The 15,264-nt window shown below is 65.6% G+C and carries 14 protein-coding genes and 1 tRNA gene; 5 read left to right on the forward strand and 10 right to left on the reverse strand.

Annotation, left to right across the window (positions count from 1 at the left end; all coding sequences use genetic code 11):
• The first annotated feature begins 164 nt into the window (after nt 1-164).
• Nucleotides 165-238: transfer RNA gene (locus OG875_RS22120), tRNA-Ile, on the forward strand.
• A gap of 804 nt (nt 239-1,042) precedes the next feature.
• Here the strand turns inward: OG875_RS22120 and OG875_RS22125 are convergent.
• On the reverse strand, nt 1,043-1,441 hold the full coding sequence (locus tag OG875_RS22125) for a hypothetical protein (RefSeq protein WP_330175958.1): 399 nt from the start codon (nt 1,439-1,441) through the stop codon (nt 1,043-1,045).
• A gap of 9 nt (nt 1,442-1,450) precedes the next feature.
• Here OG875_RS22125 and OG875_RS22130 point away from each other — a divergent pair, with 9 nt between their 5' ends.
• A complete protein-coding gene (locus OG875_RS22130) occupies nt 1,451-1,945 on the forward strand; it encodes a hypothetical protein (protein WP_330175959.1) in 495 nt (164 codons plus the stop codon).
• A gap of 3 nt (nt 1,946-1,948) precedes the next feature.
• Here the strand turns inward: OG875_RS22130 and OG875_RS31055 are convergent.
• From OG875_RS31055 to OG875_RS22150, 3 genes are all read right to left on the reverse strand, one after another.
• Nucleotides 1,949-3,012 (reverse strand): IS630 family transposase gene (locus OG875_RS31055; RefSeq protein ID WP_443079169.1). Its coding sequence is split into 2 segments (ribosomal slippage): nt 1,949-2,548 and nt 2,551-3,012, totalling 1,062 coding nucleotides; the frame shifts between segments, so codons are not numbered across the junction.
• A gap of 450 nt (nt 3,013-3,462) precedes the next feature.
• Nucleotides 3,463-5,844: an NACHT domain-containing protein gene (locus tag OG875_RS22145; protein WP_330175962.1), complete on the reverse strand. Its 2,382-nt coding sequence runs from the start codon at nt 5,842-5,844 to the stop codon at nt 3,463-3,465.
• Complete coding sequence (locus OG875_RS22150; protein ID WP_330175963.1) at nt 5,793-6,458, reverse strand: NACHT domain-containing protein; 666 nt, start codon at nt 6,456-6,458, stop codon at nt 5,793-5,795. Before OG875_RS22150 ends, OG875_RS22145 begins: the two co-directional genes overlap by 52 nt.
• Nucleotides 6,459-6,603: 145 nt before the next feature.
• Here OG875_RS22150 and OG875_RS22155 point away from each other — a divergent pair, with 145 nt between their 5' ends.
• Together OG875_RS22155 and OG875_RS22160 are read left to right on the forward strand one after the other, a co-directional pair.
• The gene (locus OG875_RS22155) at nt 6,604-6,837 is read left to right on the forward strand and encodes a hypothetical protein (RefSeq protein ID WP_330175964.1); all 234 of its coding nucleotides are present in this window, start codon (nt 6,604-6,606) and stop codon (nt 6,835-6,837) included.
• Nucleotides 6,838-7,273: 436 nt separating this feature from the next.
• Nucleotides 7,274-8,085, forward strand: a protein-coding gene (locus OG875_RS22160; protein WP_330177853.1) for an IS5 family transposase whose coding sequence is annotated in 2 segments (ribosomal slippage) — nt 7,274-7,597 and nt 7,600-8,085 — 810 coding nt in all. Because the reading frame shifts where the segments join, the coding sequence is not laid out codon by codon here.
• 546 nt (nt 8,086-8,631) lie between these two features.
• Here the strand turns inward: OG875_RS22160 and OG875_RS22165 are convergent.
• The 4 genes from OG875_RS22165 to OG875_RS22180 all read right to left on the reverse strand — a co-directional run bounded on the left by OG875_RS22165 (nt 8,632) and on the right by OG875_RS22180 (nt 11,998).
• Nucleotides 8,632-9,675, reverse strand: a complete 1,044-nt coding sequence (locus tag OG875_RS22165) for a zinc-binding dehydrogenase (RefSeq protein WP_330175965.1) — start codon at nt 9,673-9,675, stop codon at nt 8,632-8,634.
• 204 nt (nt 9,676-9,879) lie between these two features.
• Nucleotides 9,880-10,275, reverse strand: coding sequence for a (R)-mandelonitrile lyase (locus OG875_RS22170; protein WP_330175966.1), 396 nt, complete (start codon nt 10,273-10,275; stop codon nt 9,880-9,882).
• A 294-nt stretch (nt 10,276-10,569) separates the two neighbouring features.
• A complete protein-coding gene (locus OG875_RS22175; RefSeq protein WP_330175967.1) occupies nt 10,570-11,376 on the reverse strand; it encodes a dioxygenase family protein in 807 nt (268 codons plus the stop codon).
• Between the two features lie 244 nt (nt 11,377-11,620).
• Nucleotides 11,621-11,998, reverse strand: coding sequence for a nuclear transport factor 2 family protein (locus OG875_RS22180; protein WP_330175968.1), 378 nt, complete (start codon nt 11,996-11,998; stop codon nt 11,621-11,623).
• A 285-nt stretch (nt 11,999-12,283) separates the two neighbouring features.
• Between OG875_RS22180 and OG875_RS22185 the strand changes: the two genes are divergently transcribed.
• Nucleotides 12,284-13,789, forward strand: a complete 1,506-nt coding sequence (locus OG875_RS22185; RefSeq protein ID WP_330175969.1) for a GMC family oxidoreductase — start codon at nt 12,284-12,286, stop codon at nt 13,787-13,789.
• Nucleotides 13,790-13,907: 118 nt separating this feature from the next.
• On the opposite strand, the gene OG875_RS22190 is transcribed toward OG875_RS22185, so the two are convergent.
• Complete coding sequence (locus OG875_RS22190) at nt 13,908-14,297, reverse strand: PPOX class F420-dependent oxidoreductase (RefSeq protein WP_330175970.1); 390 nt, start codon at nt 14,295-14,297, stop codon at nt 13,908-13,910.
• 178 nt (nt 14,298-14,475) lie between these two features.
• Nucleotides 14,476-15,033, reverse strand: a complete 558-nt coding sequence (locus OG875_RS22195) for a TetR/AcrR family transcriptional regulator (RefSeq protein ID WP_330175971.1) — start codon at nt 15,031-15,033, stop codon at nt 14,476-14,478.
• Between the last annotated feature and the right edge of the window lie 231 nt (nt 15,034-15,264).

Consider the following 15,264-nt stretch of genomic DNA (forward strand, 5'->3'; position numbering starts at 1 on the left):
TGTGCCTGACGCACGTCTTCCGGGTGATCCTCACGCATCCTGGAACCGACCGGAGCGCGCTGAAGTCCTCAAGGTCGGGCGTTGCCGACCATCCGAGGCAGGAGATCGTATGAGCGGCTATGCTGCGGCAGACGGCGCGCACAAGTGTGCGCGACGCGCCGTTAGGGGCGGTAGCTCAGCCGGTTAGAGCAGCGGACTCATAATCCGTCGGCCGTGGGTTCGAGTCCCACCCGCCCCACCGGGACACGCCGCAAGTTCACCCATCTGACCTGCAAAAACACATGGGCCCCCTCCGAGGAGGGGGCCCATTTTGCGCCTCCATGATCTTTTGCTCGCCCGCTGCTCGCCCGAAATGCTGGAGCCGTGTTCTCAGCTCGCACGCCTGGCGTCTGCAAGAAGATCGAACACTCAGACGTCTCCGGGCCAGGGCTGACGTCCCATGACGAAGAGGCCCTTCAGGGGCGCGCTCTCGTTTCGCCCGTCATTCGGCCTTCGGCCGGGGCCCGTGGGCCGCCGCTCCGGATCCTCGGTCGGGCGGCCAACGCGAGACCCCGGGATTGGTACAGAGCCGGCTCGGGCCAGCATCCGAACTGCTCCGCCAACATCAGCAGCCGCTTCGCCTCCGCAGGGGTGACCACACCGGGAACCAGTACGGGCAGCGCACAATCGCTCATGGGTCGATTCTTCTGCCCTCCGGCCCCGCTTACCGCCCGCGCCTTCATCCCCTGCCCAGCGATCACCCGAACGGCAGCGGGACAGCTGCGGTCTCCCTGGTCTCCGCCCAGCGTCCGCCCACTCGTTCCTCGCCGCTCTCGCTACCAGCGCCGCAGATCAGCCGGTATACGGCGCTTGCGGCGTGCTCCAGTGGATCATGCCGCTGACCGAGCTTGATGGAGACCAACACCGGGCAGCAACTACTGCCTGTACCAAGCGTCAGCATTGGCGCTGACCTGCGGTGATACGCCGCGTGTGTGTCAGCGACGTGTCACCGGGCAGGGTGCTCGGGTTTCGGCCCCTTCAGCCCCTGGCGTGCCTTAGAGGATCAACCCTTCTCCGCCTTGGGGAAGCCCGACACCGACGCCAGGAACTGCGCTGACGTGAAGTAGAGATTGTTCGTGCCACCGAGCACCTCGATGAGTATCGCTTCCCCGTCGCGTTCCATGACTCGGTACTGGTCACCTGCCCGGAGCGCGAGGCCCTTGTCGTCCTCGCCGTCGGACAGGACGTCGAAGACCTGGCCCTTCGTCGAGCACGGGGCGTTCCGCTTCTTGGCCGCAGTCTTGGCGGCCCTGAGTACGCTCTTCCCGCCAGCTTCAGCACCCCGGCCGATGGCCCACCCGCCAACGGCAGTGACGACGGCTACTGAACTTGAATGGGTGATGTCGGGGAACGGTGAGTGTGGTGGTGCCCCGAGCTGCTCCGCGGATGGCTGCTGCGCCAAGATGAGCGCATGACCGAGAGCGAAGCCGATCTGCTGGCGTTGCTGCGCAAGCTCGATGATCCGGGGTGGTTGGAGCGTCCGCAGCACTACGACCGTGGCGAGACCGCGATGCACTTCGGTGTTCTGGTAGCCCGACTCGAAGAGGACTTCGCGGCCCGCTGCACGGCCGAGCAGGACACCCAGGACTCCAGCGAGTACGGACGCGTTGCCGTGCCCGGGGACGCGACCGTATGCGGTACTCGCATCGTCGTCTGTGTGAGCAAGTTCGGCTCGCTGGCTCTGGTCTGCGCCGACAACCCGGGCGCCTTCTTTGGAACGGATGACGCTCAGACCGAGGGCGAACTGGACGCCGCGGACCTTGCCAAGGTCAACCGGGCGCTTGTCGAGCTTGGCTATGTCGTGGTTGCCGAGGAACTGCTGGAGAGCGACTACGACGGGCCGAGCCGACTGCCCTGGCACGTTCAGCGGCCCAGCTGGTGGCATCGCTTCTTCGGCATCTTTTGATGATCACGCCGACAGGGTCAGGCCGGTGCCGGCCAGGCATCCGTCGATCACCTCCGGCCTGTACTGCAGCATCTTGAGCTTGCGCTTCACAGCGCGGGTGACCTGGCCAAGGTCGGCGGCGGCCAGGTTGCCGATGTCGCGTTTGACCAGGGACCAGATGCCCTCCTGCGGGTTGGGGTCCGGGGCGTAAACCGGCAGCTGAAACACAGTGAGCCATGAGGCGTTCGACTCGAAGAACTCCTTCAGTGGCGCGACCAGGTGCATGCGCAGGTTGTCCCACACCAGCACGATCGGGCCGCCGAGCTGCGTGTGGGCGCGGACGACGAGGTCGTGGTAGTCCTTCCAGCCGAAGCCCTTCGGTTCGTTTTTTGCGGCCCCGGTACTCACGGATCGCGTAGACAAACGAGATCTCTCACCCGGCTTGTAGCAGGTCATCCCCGCCATGGAGACTCGACCCGATACCCGCCCGCGCACGCGGACGACCGGAGTGCTGCCCCTGCGGCCCCAGGTCCTGGCACGCGGCGGCGTCATCGACTGGCCGGCCTCGTCTTCGAAGACCACCCAACCGCCGTTCGCCGCCGCGGTGCTCTTACCCGCGGCCACACCTCTCGTTTCCACAACTCCACCGCGTCGTCGTCACGCTCGATCGCACGCCGGGTCGGCTGCTGCCAGGACCAGCCATAGCGCCGCAGCAGTCGCCACCTGCCCTCCACGGTGTACGAGACGGGGAACAGCCTGCCGATCACCGTCTTCACGCGGGCCAGCGTCCACCGCTGGTCGGCCCACCCGTGTGCCAGCGGACCGCGCTCCAACTCCCGCTCCAACCTGGTCATCTGCGCGTCAGATAGTCGGGGTCGACCAGGTGACCCCTTGGAGGCCACGCCGGCGTAGCCGCCCTCGCGCCACTGGCGTCGCCAACGTTCCACCGACCGTTCCGAGACCCGCAGCATGGCAGCGAGCTCCCGGGTCTTCCCGCCAGTCTCGAAGCACGTCACGGCCTGGCGCCGGACCCGCTCCCGCGCGTCTCTCTCGACGTCGGTCAAGCCGCCGCCCTGCGGATATCTCACCGAACGAGGACTACCGAGGTCACCTTCACGCTGTCCGGCGAACAGCCCGACATCACCCGATCAAGTTCAGTAGCGCCCCGGGGCCACCCACCTTCTTCGCCAGCGTCGTCATCGTCTGGTATCCCCCCAGATTGCCCACCCATGCCTCCTCGTTGGCCGCGCATCAGGGGCAATCTTATGGAAGGTGGCCATCGACATGTCCGCCAACGCATGTCTCCGTCCCACCGGACGGCCGGGGCCGCATCGGTCAGAGGAAGGATGGCTTCCAGGAGCCAGGAGACCTTCTCGGGCCGAACGTCGTCGTCAGACCCTCCGGCCGATAGACCAGACCGTCGTCGCCAACCTCCGCCCGCACCTCCTTGGGCAGCTGGCCGCCCGACATGGGCCGCAGCGTCATCCGGGGCGGCAGCACCCGCGCCGAGCCCGTGACCGGTCGACCCCGCGCGGTTCTCAGTAGTCGATAGAGGACGTCCGACGAGAAACAACCTCATCAGTCAGATCAACAGAAAGCATCTGACGAAAGGGGTTGGCCAGATTCCTCTCCCGTCGGCCTATGTCCCAAGAACTCAACGCGACAATGATCAGGATCAGGAGCACGCCACTCCATGCAACCCATACCCCCACCCACGCGGTGAGTAATTCCATGGAAAGGAGCAGAAAGCAGGGCACCAGAAAGATTCCAGACATGGCGGAGAGGATTTCAATGGAGTCCGAGGAGTAATTCACCCTCGCATTGAGCAGGTAAAGGACAGCCACCACGACGGAGAACGTCAGAAATATCCAGCTGGCCAGTGGAGTCAGCACCGACCACGGCGCCCGAGCAGGAGGAATCCAAGAGGAAGTAGACATGGTCACTGTGGTTACCGCACGCGCCGCGGCAGCAGAGAAAAGCACGGCGAAGGTACTCAAGAGAGCCCATCGCATAAAGTTCTTCAGCAGTACCGGCGATCGCGGAGGTGCTGTGCACGCGGCTTGCCAACTGGACTTACTCAGTGGCGCGCTGGTTTTCTTATGCCCGATCAGACGAACCAAGAGAAGCGTTTCCACTTCCCGTGGAAGTAGTGCGGAAAGATGGCGATAAAAGGGTGGCATCTGTCGATGCTTGCGAAAAATATCGGCAAATTCATTTCGCCGATTCTGGTCGGTCAGTGAGTTGACCCAGCCTTGGACGCGCCAGCCGTCCGGATTCATTCTTCCCTGCCGGACATGCGGCGGAACATATCCCTGATTATATCGGTAACGCTCGATCCCGAGGGCAGCTATCGGGCTACCGATCCTCCGATCGATCACTCTTACCTCGATGGGTTCGTCCGGCATGGGCGGTGCTGTCACATGCCCGTCCAGATGCCCGTTGTCCAGAAGGAACCCTATCCGCCCCGCGATAAGGCGAAGAGCCCCGGAAGTCTCGCGGGCTTCCCAGAGCCAGTGATACACGTCAGCCGCCTGGGGCGTTTCGCACTCTCTCAACGCGTCTTCAACATCCGGTATGCGTATGAGTGAAGCCAGGAGCCACGCCGCTCGGCGTGCTGTAGGCGCGTCGGTCCACAGAAGTGACGCGAGCTCCGTCGCCGCCGCCGGCGTACCGACCTTGCCCAGAGCGTCGATGGCCCATAGCTCCTGCCGGCCCATCGCGGTCAGCGCCAGCTGGGGAACGGCGATCTCGCCCATGGAGCGTATGGCCGCCCGAGCCCCGGCACGGCGATCCCTGTCTCCCTCGATCTCCGCGAGATACGCCGTCGCCTCTTGGCGATCGGATGCCGCCAAGGCGCGGAGCGCCGCCGCCTGACGCTCCGAGGGCGGATCCCATGCCACGGCTCGAAGCAGTGCGAGTGTCTCGTTTCCACGCGGAGTGTTATTGGCCGCAAGAGCCCCCAGCGCATTGACGACAGCGGCACCCTCGTTTCCGGGAATATCCAGACGACTCGAAAAGTAACCAATGATCTCTTCAGCCAGCTCCGCATTAACTGAATGCGCGTCCGCGAGACTCTCCAGAGCGAGAATCTTACTGTCGAGACGGGCACTTCCGAAGATATGAGAAACAACTGGGGTGCAGTCGACACTGGCCACGGCACACCACAGTTTGACCACCTCACGCCACGCACCGGGGTCACTTCGATAATTTCTGAGAAGCCTACTCGGAGCATCATGGAGCGCCCGCGCCGCAAGGAATTCCTGAAGAGTGAGGTGCGCAAATCCGTACTGGCTTTTCATGGTGTCCAGGGGCCTCAACAGCTGACTGCGCTCCACTATCTCGTCCCGCAGGGGAATAAGATGATCGGTCCCCAGATCGAAATCAGGAAGCAAGTCACGGATGACTGATTCCAGACGTCCACCCAATATGGCGAGCCGATCATCACGTTGAGTCGGCGCCTCGTGCATAGTGAGTGCAATTTTCTGAAGTATGAGCAGCTTGCGGTTCGCGTGATACTGGGCAATGGCCCGCGTGCGGCCCAATTGCCTGTCGCGATCAAGGAGATGCGCAATAGCCTCTTTATAGAAACCGGCGCGGGAGCTCGGCAACGGACCAAAAGATTCCGCGCGATCTCCTGATTGAAGATACGCAATGATGGTGAGAAGGAGTGGCCGGCGAGCGATTCGCATGAGCTCGCGGTTGCTTCGCAACGAATCAATGACGCGATTGACATTCAGCGGATCCTCCGCTTTATCCCAATTACTGAGGAAGCGCCGCATCGATGCATCGTCAAATTCCGCGATGCGAGTAACGTGCCCGAATTCAGGATTCAGCTGCCCGTCGTAAACAGCCGTCCGACACGTGACAATCATGGGACAGTCCGCGTGCGTACGGGAAAATTCACGCAACTCCCCTTCCACCCGCTCACGATCTTCGCGACCACCTCGTCAAGTCCGTCGAAGAAAACTCGCAGGCGCCCGGCGTCCAACATTCTGTCCACGAGTGACGCAGCGCCATAAATCTTGGCCTGACTGAACTCCGCCGCAATTAACTCCCGGAATGTCTTCTGCGAAGCATTGCAGTGATGAAGATTAATGATTACCGGAACCTGACTGTCATCCTCCTTGTCTGCCCAGCGAAGAATCTCAGTCTTCAGAAGCAAGGATTTACCGGCCCCAGGCTCTCCAAGCACAACAATCCGCGAGCTGCTGCGCAGCGTCTCTCTCATGTCCGCGCGTTCGCTGCCAGCCGCCGATTGCAACGGAACGTAAATCCGCCGGATGTCAATGTTGGAGGTGTCGAAGCCGAGTGGATGCTTTCCGTGCCACGTCTCGGATCTCTGCCGATACCGCCGAAGCTGTCTACCACCGACCCCACGCACTGAGATCTTCCGACGAGAAATTGCCTCATTGGTGCGTACAGCGAAACCCTTCATGAGTTCGCCGAAAAATCCCGTCAGAAGGAAGAGCGCAATGAAAACCACGCCAGCAGTGCCGACACCGTACGGCAGAACCTTGCTCAATTGATCGCCCACGCGGCCATCGTAGGGAGGTCTGAGACGCGAAGGAGGACTTACCGCGAAAATTCCTCCCTCATCACGCAGCCGCTTACGCACTTTGACGGATGTCAGTCCGGGCAGGTCAGTGACCCTGTGTCAGACCCCGGTGATAGAAACGGGCATGGAGAGTACCGAGAGTGTGACGCCGGGTGTCGACCACCCCGCCGAAGTCGCGTTCAGGGGCGGACGCCAGGCTGTCGCGGCGTTCGACCCGGACCGGGCACGCGCCCTGTTCGAGGAGGCAGTCCGGCAGGGTGGCCCGGACATGCTGTGGCGCTTGGCCGAGGAGTACCTGGACAGCGAGGAAGGGTCGCGGTGGATGAGCCGTGCCGTCGTCACGGAGAGCGAGCAGTAGGTGAGGGGGGACGAAGCCGTCGCCATCGTTGGCTTCGAGTTCGATGGGGTCGTTGAGGTGATGGATGAACGCGGCGAGGGCGCTCCCCGCACCGTACGAACGAAGCCGCGTCACCACACCACAGGCCAGAAGGGGGTTCAGGGTTCAGGCGGGGGCGACGGGCCTGGCTCAGCAGGTCGGCCGCGCGGTTGGCGGCGGTGAGGAAGTGCAGCCGTTCCTGAGACTTGGCCAGGCCGCGCCGGATATGCAGCGGCGAGACAGCCCCGGTCACAGCGTCGACATATGCAGCGAGCGGCAAGACCCTACATCTGTGGAGTATCGCCGCTCGCTGCACAATCTCAGCCCCGCACATCGACGGCACTTACAACGGCTAACACAATGAGGTGGATCGGTCCTGGTGACCTTGTCCGCGTCAGGTGTTCACCGTTGTCTGGGCATGGGGGCCTCGCCGTGGATCGTGTCGGATGGCCTGTGGGAGCGGGTCGAGCCGCTGCTGCCGTACAGGGAACGGCGATTTCGGCACCCGGGCCGCAAGCCGCTGCCGGACCGGCAGGTACTGTGCGGCATCCTCTTCGTGCTGCACACCGGCATCCAATGGGAATACCTACCGCAGGAGTTGGGCTTCGGCTCGGGCATGACCTGCTGGCGGCGGCTGCGGGACTGGAACGAGGCCGGCGTCTGGCAGCAGCTGCACGAAGTGCTGCTGGCCGAGCTCAACGCGGCGGCCCGTCTCGACTGGTCACGGGCGGTGGTCGACTCCAGCCACGTGCGGGCCATAAAAGGGGGAGCCAGACGGGACCGAGTCCGGTCGACCGTGGCCGAACCGGATCGAAACACCACCTGATCACCGACGGACACGGCACCCCGCTCGCCGTGATCCTCACCGGCGGCAACCGCAACGACGTCACCCAGCTCATACCGCTGATCGACGCCATCCCACCCATCAGGGGCCGGGTCGGGCACCCGCGACGCAAGCCGGACTCACTCTTCGCCGACCGCGGATACGACCACGACATCTACCGCGACCAGGTCCGACAACGCCGCATCGTGCCGGCCATCGCCCGCCGCGGCACCCTCCACGGCACCGGCCTGGGAACCTACCGCTGGGTCGTCGAACGCAGCTTCGCCTGGCTCCACGGCTTCAAACGCCTCCGCATCCGCTGGGAACGCCGAGCCGACATCCACGAAGCCTTCCTCAAACTCGCCTGCTGCCTCATCACCCACCGACAGATCAACTCATTGTGTTAGCCGTTGTTAAGCGATCTGGTCAAGGGTCACGGACAGCGATGGCCGCGGGGGTGGGTCAAGGGCGAAGGGATTCGTCGGGCCGGACGAGTCCTCGGTGCGGACTCGGAGAAGTTCTCTGTTTACGCGCACGCCTACGTGCAGACGATCCGCCCTCGAATCCGCTCCGGCTTCTCATCTGGGCTCATGCCGCCCACCGTACGAGCGTCCACCGTGGACTTCAGCCTCACGGGCCGAGAGCCGGAGAAGTCGAAGACGCTGTCGCCCTGTCCACCGAGTGGCCTTGTTTTCGCTTCCGGCAGCCCTGATGGGGCGCGGTGGCCGGAGTGGAAGTCCGCGTGGACGTGTCCGAGGTGGACGGAGCCTTGCCGTGTGGAAGGCGATCATCGGTTCGCCAACCGGATGCCCGAGCGAGGGGCCGAAGGCCACGCCTACCTCCTTGTCGGGGTCAAGGCGCGGGCCCTGCACGGAATCGCGACGGACGACGTGGAAATAATGGGGAAGGCGGCGTCGGGGTGGGGGAGGGGCGCCCCCACCTGTGTCCCGAGGTCATGGCTTGACGAGGACCTTGAGGCTCAGTCGGTCGGCCATGTCCTGGTATCCGGCGGGAACGCCGTCGAGGTTTGTGGTGGCGTCGAAGACCTTTCCGGGCTCGATGGTGCCGTCGAGGATGGCGGGCATCAGTTCCTCGATATAGGCGCGGACGGGGGCCAGTCCTCCGGCGAGGCGGATGTTGCGGATGAAGAGGCTGCCCATGCCGATCGGCGCCTCTTCGTACTGCGGGACGCCGATCCGGCTGATGACTCCGCCCGCGCGTACGACGCCGAGTGCCTGCTCGTAGGCGGGCAGGTGGCCGACGGCTTCGATGACCACGTGCGTACCCTGTCCGCCGGTGAGTTCGCGGACCGCTTCGATGCCTTCCGCACCGCGGGCCGCGACGACGTCGGTGGCGCCGAACTCGCGGCCCAGGTTGGTGCGGTCCTGGTGGCGTCCCATGAGGATGATCTGCTCGGCTCCCAGGAGCTTGGCCGAGAGCACCGCCAGCAGGCCGGCGGCACCGTCGCCGATCACGGTGACGCGGGTGCGCTTGTTGACGCCGCCCAGTACCGCCGCGCGGTGACCGGTGCCGTACACGTCCGAGAGGGTCAGCAGGGAGGGGATGAGGGCCGAGTCCGCGGCGACGGGGAGCTTGACGAGGGTGCCGTCGGCCAGGGTCACCCGGATGGCCTCGGCCTGAGCGCCCTCGTCCGGCTTGAAGTCCCAGAAGGTCGCCTCCGGGTGGACACAGGAGGTGTGCAGGCCCTCGCGGCAGAACTCGCAGGTGTTGTCGCAGAGCGCGAACGGGGAGACGACCAGATCGCCGCGCTTGAGCGTGGTGACCTCGGGGCCGGTGTCCTCGACGATGCCGATGAACTCGTGGCCCATCCGGACGGGCCCGTCCGCCGGGCTCATTGAGCCGAAGAGGTGCAGGTCACTGCCGCAGAGGGAGGACGCGGCGATGCGGACCAGGGCGTCGGTGGGGTGCTTGATGACGGGCTCGGCGACATCCTCGACGCGGACATCGCCGGCGCCGTACAAGAGTGCTGCGCGCATGGGGTGCTCTCCAGTGGGGGTGGTGGCGTTTCGGGTCGTGGTGGTCAGCGGGCGATCAGTGGATGGTGTCTCGGTGCCACTTGTTGGCGGGCCGCCGGACGATTCGTCAGGTGGCCCGCCGCACGTCGGTTGTGTCTCCTGGCGGGGTCGCTCGTCGGCCGCGACGATCTTCATGCCAGACGACGGGAAACTGCCGCTGCGGATCTACCCGGGGTACTCACCTTCGGTGAGGTGGCGACCCCAGGTGGTGTGATTGCCGGTTTCGTCGGCCGCCTGGTAGGCGATCTGTGCGTGGAAGCAGCCAGGGGTGGCACCGTGCCAGTGATTCTCACCCGGCTCGATGTAGACGCGGTCACCCGGCCGGATCTCCTCGACCGGGCCTCCCTCGCGCCGGACGAGGCCGACTCCCTCGGTAGCGAAAATCGTTTGGCCGAGAGGGTGGCTGTGCCATGCCGTGTGGGCCCCGGGCGTGAAGTGGACAACTCCGCCCATGATCCGGGAGGGTGGCAGCGGCTTGCTGATCACGTCGATGTAGACGTCCCCGGTGAACCCTTCGGCGGGGCCGGCCATCGTTTCGAGTCCGTTCCTTACGACGTTCATCTTCGTCCTCCTGTGTTGGTGTTTGTTCTTGAAGCGGCGCGGACTGTTGTCCTTGAAGCGAGCGCGGACCGGCGTCCGCAACACTTCACGCTCCTGGTCGGCCGGGGGTGAAGCGACACGACGGTGAAAGAGCGACGGACCGTGGATGTCCGGGAGTACCGGGGGCAGGCTCCACCCGTGGCGCCCGCTCCGTGTCGCCGGGCCGGGCCGTCTGCCCGTACGCGACGGCACACGAGTACTCGTCGGTGTGTGCAGCGGTTCCGGCCTCTGGCTCCCACTTCTTGTGGCGCTTCGTCAGGTCGTGGGGCGCAGGTGGAAGGTGTACTCGGACGAGTTGAACGGGGTGCTCAGCGAGTACAGCGCTGCCACGCCCTTGTCCTCGTTCTCGGTCACGTCGATCTTCAGGTTTTCCTTCACGGCCCCCGACACGTCGCCGTCGCCCTCGAGCCAGTCCCCGCCACGGAAGTAGAGCTGAGTCGTCACCAGGTCGTGGCCCTCGGCCGAGACCTTGAGGTGGAAGTGTGCGGGCCTCCACGCGTGGCGGCCGATCATGGTGAGGAAGCGCCCGGTGGGGCCGCTCGTGGGTATCTGGTAGGGCTGGGGCCTGATCGTCCTGATCTGGAAGCGGCCCTCCTCGTCCGCGATCATCTTGCATCGGAGATTTAGCGGTGGAGCGTCGCCGACGAAGCTGGAGTAGGTGCCGTCGTTGCCGGCGTGCCACATGTCGATGAGAGCGCCGGGAAGGGGCTTGCCGTCAAGGTCCAGGACGTGGCCGCTGAGCACCATCGCGTCACCCGGCTCGTCGTCGCGCATGGGTATGACGTACGGCTTCTCCGTCAGCATGGGCGCGTTTTCGACGTAGTACGGGCCCTCGACCGTTCCCTGCGAGCCGGGGAGGCCGTCGTACGTGGCCTGCTCGACGGTCGCCTCGAAGTGGTTGTCGATGAACATCGGCACTTCGCGGGCGTCGACGAGATCGCGAATCCACAGGACTGCGGCCGAGTACTCGTCGTATGTGACCTTTTTCTTGAGCAGGACGCCGCGTATCGCCTGGAGAAGCTCAGCCGATACCTCGGCAACCCGGTCGTTGTATTCAGTCATTCTTCTACCTTCATCTCCTTCTTGAACTTGCTCGCCGGCTTTGGTGATCCGGGTGACTTCCGCGTCCACAACGGTCGGCTCCGTACGGGGTGCGTGTCCGCGTCAGCGACGGTGCAACTGGTGGAACGGGTCAGTCCGCTCCCGGGACGGGGCCGGGGAAGGCACTTTGCGCCGTCCGTCGCCGACCGGATCGCCGTTGGCCGGTGCCGGCGCCACCATCGCGGCTTCCCGGCAGCCGGATCGGTTACCGCGGCAGGGGTGGCGCGAACCCTGCCGCGCGCATGGTCGCCGTGTCGTGCACCTGGCGAATGAAGGTGATCCTGCCCTCGGCGACCTTGAACTGCTCGGCGATCCGAAGGGTCCCGATCGGGTCGAGCACCAGGTCGTAGACCATCAGCGCATCGCCCGGGCCGGTGCATGCGGACAGGAGCCGGACGCTCGACACGTTTTCGCCGAAGCTGCGGATCGCCTCCACGAACTCCCGCTTGTCGGCGTACGCGTTGACGGGAAGGTCCGTCTCAAGGTTCTCCGCGAGCAGTCGCGATGCCGCAGCGAAGTCCTTGGTCGTGGTCCACGCCTCGTGATAGCGGCGCACCAGGTCCCACGTCTGTTCGTCAGTCATTTCGTTCCTCATGCCCTCGCAGGGGCTGATCCCCTGGACCGCACGATCAACGTACATACCAATCGTTCAGTATGTCAATGTCGTACTGAACGATTGGTATGCCGCCTTCTCGCCTCCCCGCCGGCCGCGCGGAGTCATCGCCGTGGCTGCTTATCCACTAGCTGTCACGAAGTCGCATATATCGTGATGAATTGGATCAATAGGGTTAAGGTTAAAGGGTTGTTCGATCTGTAAGTGACGGAACTTCGAGGCCAATGTCAGCAAGTCGTCGAGGGGAGCGTGCTCATGGCTGAGGCTGTGGAGGATTTCGATTTCGTGGTGGTGGGGGCCGGGACGGCGGGTTCGGTTTTGGCGGGGCGTTTGTCGCAGGATCCGGCTGTGCGGGTGCTGCTGATTGAGGCGGGGCAGGCCGAGGGGCCTGCGGCGATGTCTGTTCCGGGTGCCTGGCTGAGCCTGTGGGGCAGCGAGGTGGACTGGGGGTTCCGGACCGTCGCACAGGCGGGGCTGGACAACAGGGAGGTTGTCTATCCGCGTGGCAAGGTGCTGGGAGGTTCCAGCGCGATCAACGCGATGATGCACGTACGCGGCCATCCCGCGGCCCTCGACGCGTGGGGGGTGCCCGGCTGGGGATCCGCCGATCTGCTGCCGTACTACCGGCGCAGTGAACGCACCCGGGGACTCGACCCCGCCTACCGGGGGACCTCGGGGCCCGTGCGTCCCGGGCCGGTGGACGTTCCCCATCCCGCGTCCCGGGCGGCCTTCGACGCGTTCCGGGACCTGGGCTTCCCCGTGTCGCACGACATCAACGGTGCGGACCCCGAGGGCATCACCTGGACGGAGCTCACGGCGCCCGGCGGGGTCCGGCAGTCCGCCGCCGATGCCTACCTGACACCCGCCGCCGGCCGCCCCAACCTGACCGTGGCCACCGGCGCCCCGGTGGTCGGGCTGACCTTCTCCGGCGACCGCTGCACAGGCGTCCGCCACATCAGGGGCGGGGTCGTGTCCGAGGCGAGGGCCACCCGCGAGGTGGTGCTGAGCGCCGGAGCCGTCGGCTCGCCGCACCTCCTGCAACTGTCCGGGGTGGGACCAGCGGACCTGCTCCGCGAGCACGGCATCGAGGTCGTGCGGGATCTGCCCGGAGTCGGCGCCGATCTGTCCGACCACCCGGTGGGAGTGGTCACCTACGCGGCGGACATGACCCCCGGCGACAGCAACCACATCGACGTCTTCGCCGCCGTCCGCAGCAGCGAGAACATACCCCGGCCCGACCTGCACCTCCTGTTCATCGACGTGCCGCTCGCACCGCCCGGCCTGGACAGCGGCTACACCATGGGCGTCGGCCTGCTGTCGCCGTACAGCCGTGGATCCGTCACGCTACTGTCGGCAGACCCGGATGCCGCGCCCGCCATCGATCCCGGCTTCCTCACGGACCAACGGGACGCCGACCGGATGATCGCCGGTCTGCGCCTGGCGCGCCGGGCAGGCGGTGCGAAGGCCCTCCAGTCCTGGCGCGACCACGAGGTGCTCCCCGGTCCGGCGCTGGAAAGCGACGAGGAGCTGCATGCTTTCCTGCGCGAGGCGGTCATCTCGTACTGTCACACCGGGGGCACGTGCCGGATGGGCACCGACGCCGGCGCGGTGACCGACGAGTACCTGCGCGTCAAGGGGATCGAGGGCCTGCGGGTCGTCGATGCCTCGGTCATGCCGACACTGCCCGAAGCGAACCCCAACGCGACCGTCCTCGCGATAGCCGAGAAGGCCGCAGATCTGATGACCACACCCGCCTCGTAACCCCGACCCTTGGGCGCCGGGCCGTGGGGGCGGGCACGGACGAATCCCAAGGGCTTGCCCACCGGCTGAGCCCGCGCCGAGATCCCGGGCCGCCCGAGCCCCGGCGTGACGGAGTCACTCAGACGAGGGTGATCCGGATGCCGACGGTTCCTTCGCTCCCGCGCCGCAGTCGGCTGCCGAGCAGGGTGAGTCGGCCGGTCGCGCCGTACTTGCGTCGTACGAGACCGCGATAGTGCTTGGTCTGCGTGGCATCGAGGAGCACGGCCCGGCCCGGGACCTGCTCGCCCGTGGGAGTGCCGCGTATGTCGCACTCGCCGACCAGGACGTCGGACCGGTTGCGGATCCGCTTGGCCTTGCCGGAGTCGGCGACCGTCCAGATGCCGAGGGCGTCGCCGTCGCGGACCACCCACACGGGGGTCGGCACTTGCCTGCCGTCCCGACGGAAGGTGGTGACCAGCAGATACTTGCCCGACGCGAGCCGTTCGAGGGCTGCTCGATCAATGGTCATGACGCCGGGCCCCGCCATGGGAGGGGCGTGCCGGGGGCAATTCTCAGGGTGTGTTCGGGAGTCGTTCTGTTCACCGTGGTCCTAGGGGTGTCCGGCAAACCGGGTGCGGTGGATGAATACCGATCGTTCAGCACATCGCAAACATACCAGTCGTTCAGTAGGTTCGCCACGTAATGCCTCAGGGTTCGCCGCCCGCGCCGAGGGTTGCCATGGCGGCTTCCAGCAGGTCCAGCCGTGTCTGGTCGGTCAGCTTGCCGTGGCCCGCCACGAGCGCGGCCATGGTGCCTTCCTTGACAGCGGCGACGGCCATGCGGGCGCGGATGAGGTGGATGGGTGAGGGGTGCGGCCCGGCGACGGCCATGATGATCAGTTCTGTTTTCCCGGCGAAGTCGTGTCGCTGGGAGTGCTCCTGCAGGACGGAGACGTCCCCGGACTGCAGTGCCATGTAGGCGGCCGGGTGCTGGGCCTGCAGGTCGATCAGCGCGCCGAGCAGTTCCCGTGGCGGCCGGCCGGCCGCGTCATCCGCGATGACCGCGATCTCCGCGGCCGGCTCCGCGACCAGGGCGGAGAGGATCGCCTCCTTGGACTTGAAGTGGTAGTAAAGCGCGCCCTTGGTAACGCTCAGGGCCTCGGCCAGGTCGGCGATCGAGGTCACGGTGTAGCCCTTGGTCCCGAACAGCTTCCGCGCTGCATCGAGGATGTCCGCCCGCATGTCGCGACGCTGGTGAGGAGTCATGGAGACCAGCGTACTAAGCGTTCAGTACGGCGTTCACATACCGAACGATTGTGCGCTTACTGTCACTGGGCGACGGCCGGAGATCTGGGCGCCCCGCGTGGCCGGCGCCCATCAGGGGCGTCGCACGGGCGGGGCGGAAACACGGTACCCCGTTGTCAGGCGGCGTCGCGGCGCCGGTCGGTTGACCCTCCGGGCCGTACGACGACGTTTTTGCCGCTCGTGGTGAGGGAG

This window comes from Streptomyces sp. NBC_01498, from assembly GCF_036327775.1.
Classification (GTDB): Bacteria; Actinomycetota; Actinomycetes; order Streptomycetales; family Streptomycetaceae; genus Streptomyces.

Excerpts from the sequence above, each read along its gene's own strand:
- OG875_RS22130 (WP_330175959.1), top strand. The coding sequence starts at position 1,451 with ATGACCGAGAGCGAAGCCGATCTGCTGGCGTTGCTGCGCAAGCTCGAT.
- OG875_RS22155 (WP_330175964.1), top strand. The coding sequence starts at position 6,604 with ATGGAGAGTACCGAGAGTGTGACGCCGGGTGTCGACCACCCCGCCGAA.
- OG875_RS22165 (WP_330175965.1), bottom strand. The coding sequence starts at position 9,675 with ATGCGCGCAGCACTCTTGTACGGCGCCGGCGATGTCCGCGTCGAGGAT.
- OG875_RS22170 (WP_330175966.1), bottom strand. The coding sequence starts at position 10,275 with ATGAACGTCGTAAGGAACGGACTCGAAACGATGGCCGGCCCCGCCGAA.
- OG875_RS22175 (WP_330175967.1), bottom strand. The coding sequence starts at position 11,376 with ATGACTGAATACAACGACCGGGTTGCCGAGGTATCGGCTGAGCTTCTC.
- OG875_RS22180 (WP_330175968.1), bottom strand. The coding sequence starts at position 11,998 with ATGACTGACGAACAGACGTGGGACCTGGTGCGCCGCTATCACGAGGCG.
- OG875_RS22185 (WP_330175969.1), top strand. The coding sequence starts at position 12,284 with ATGGCTGAGGCTGTGGAGGATTTCGATTTCGTGGTGGTGGGGGCCGGG.
- OG875_RS22190 (WP_330175970.1), bottom strand. The coding sequence starts at position 14,297 with ATGACCATTGATCGAGCAGCCCTCGAACGGCTCGCGTCGGGCAAGTAT.
- OG875_RS22195 (WP_330175971.1), bottom strand. The coding sequence starts at position 15,033 with ATGACTCCTCACCAGCGTCGCGACATGCGGGCGGACATCCTCGATGCA.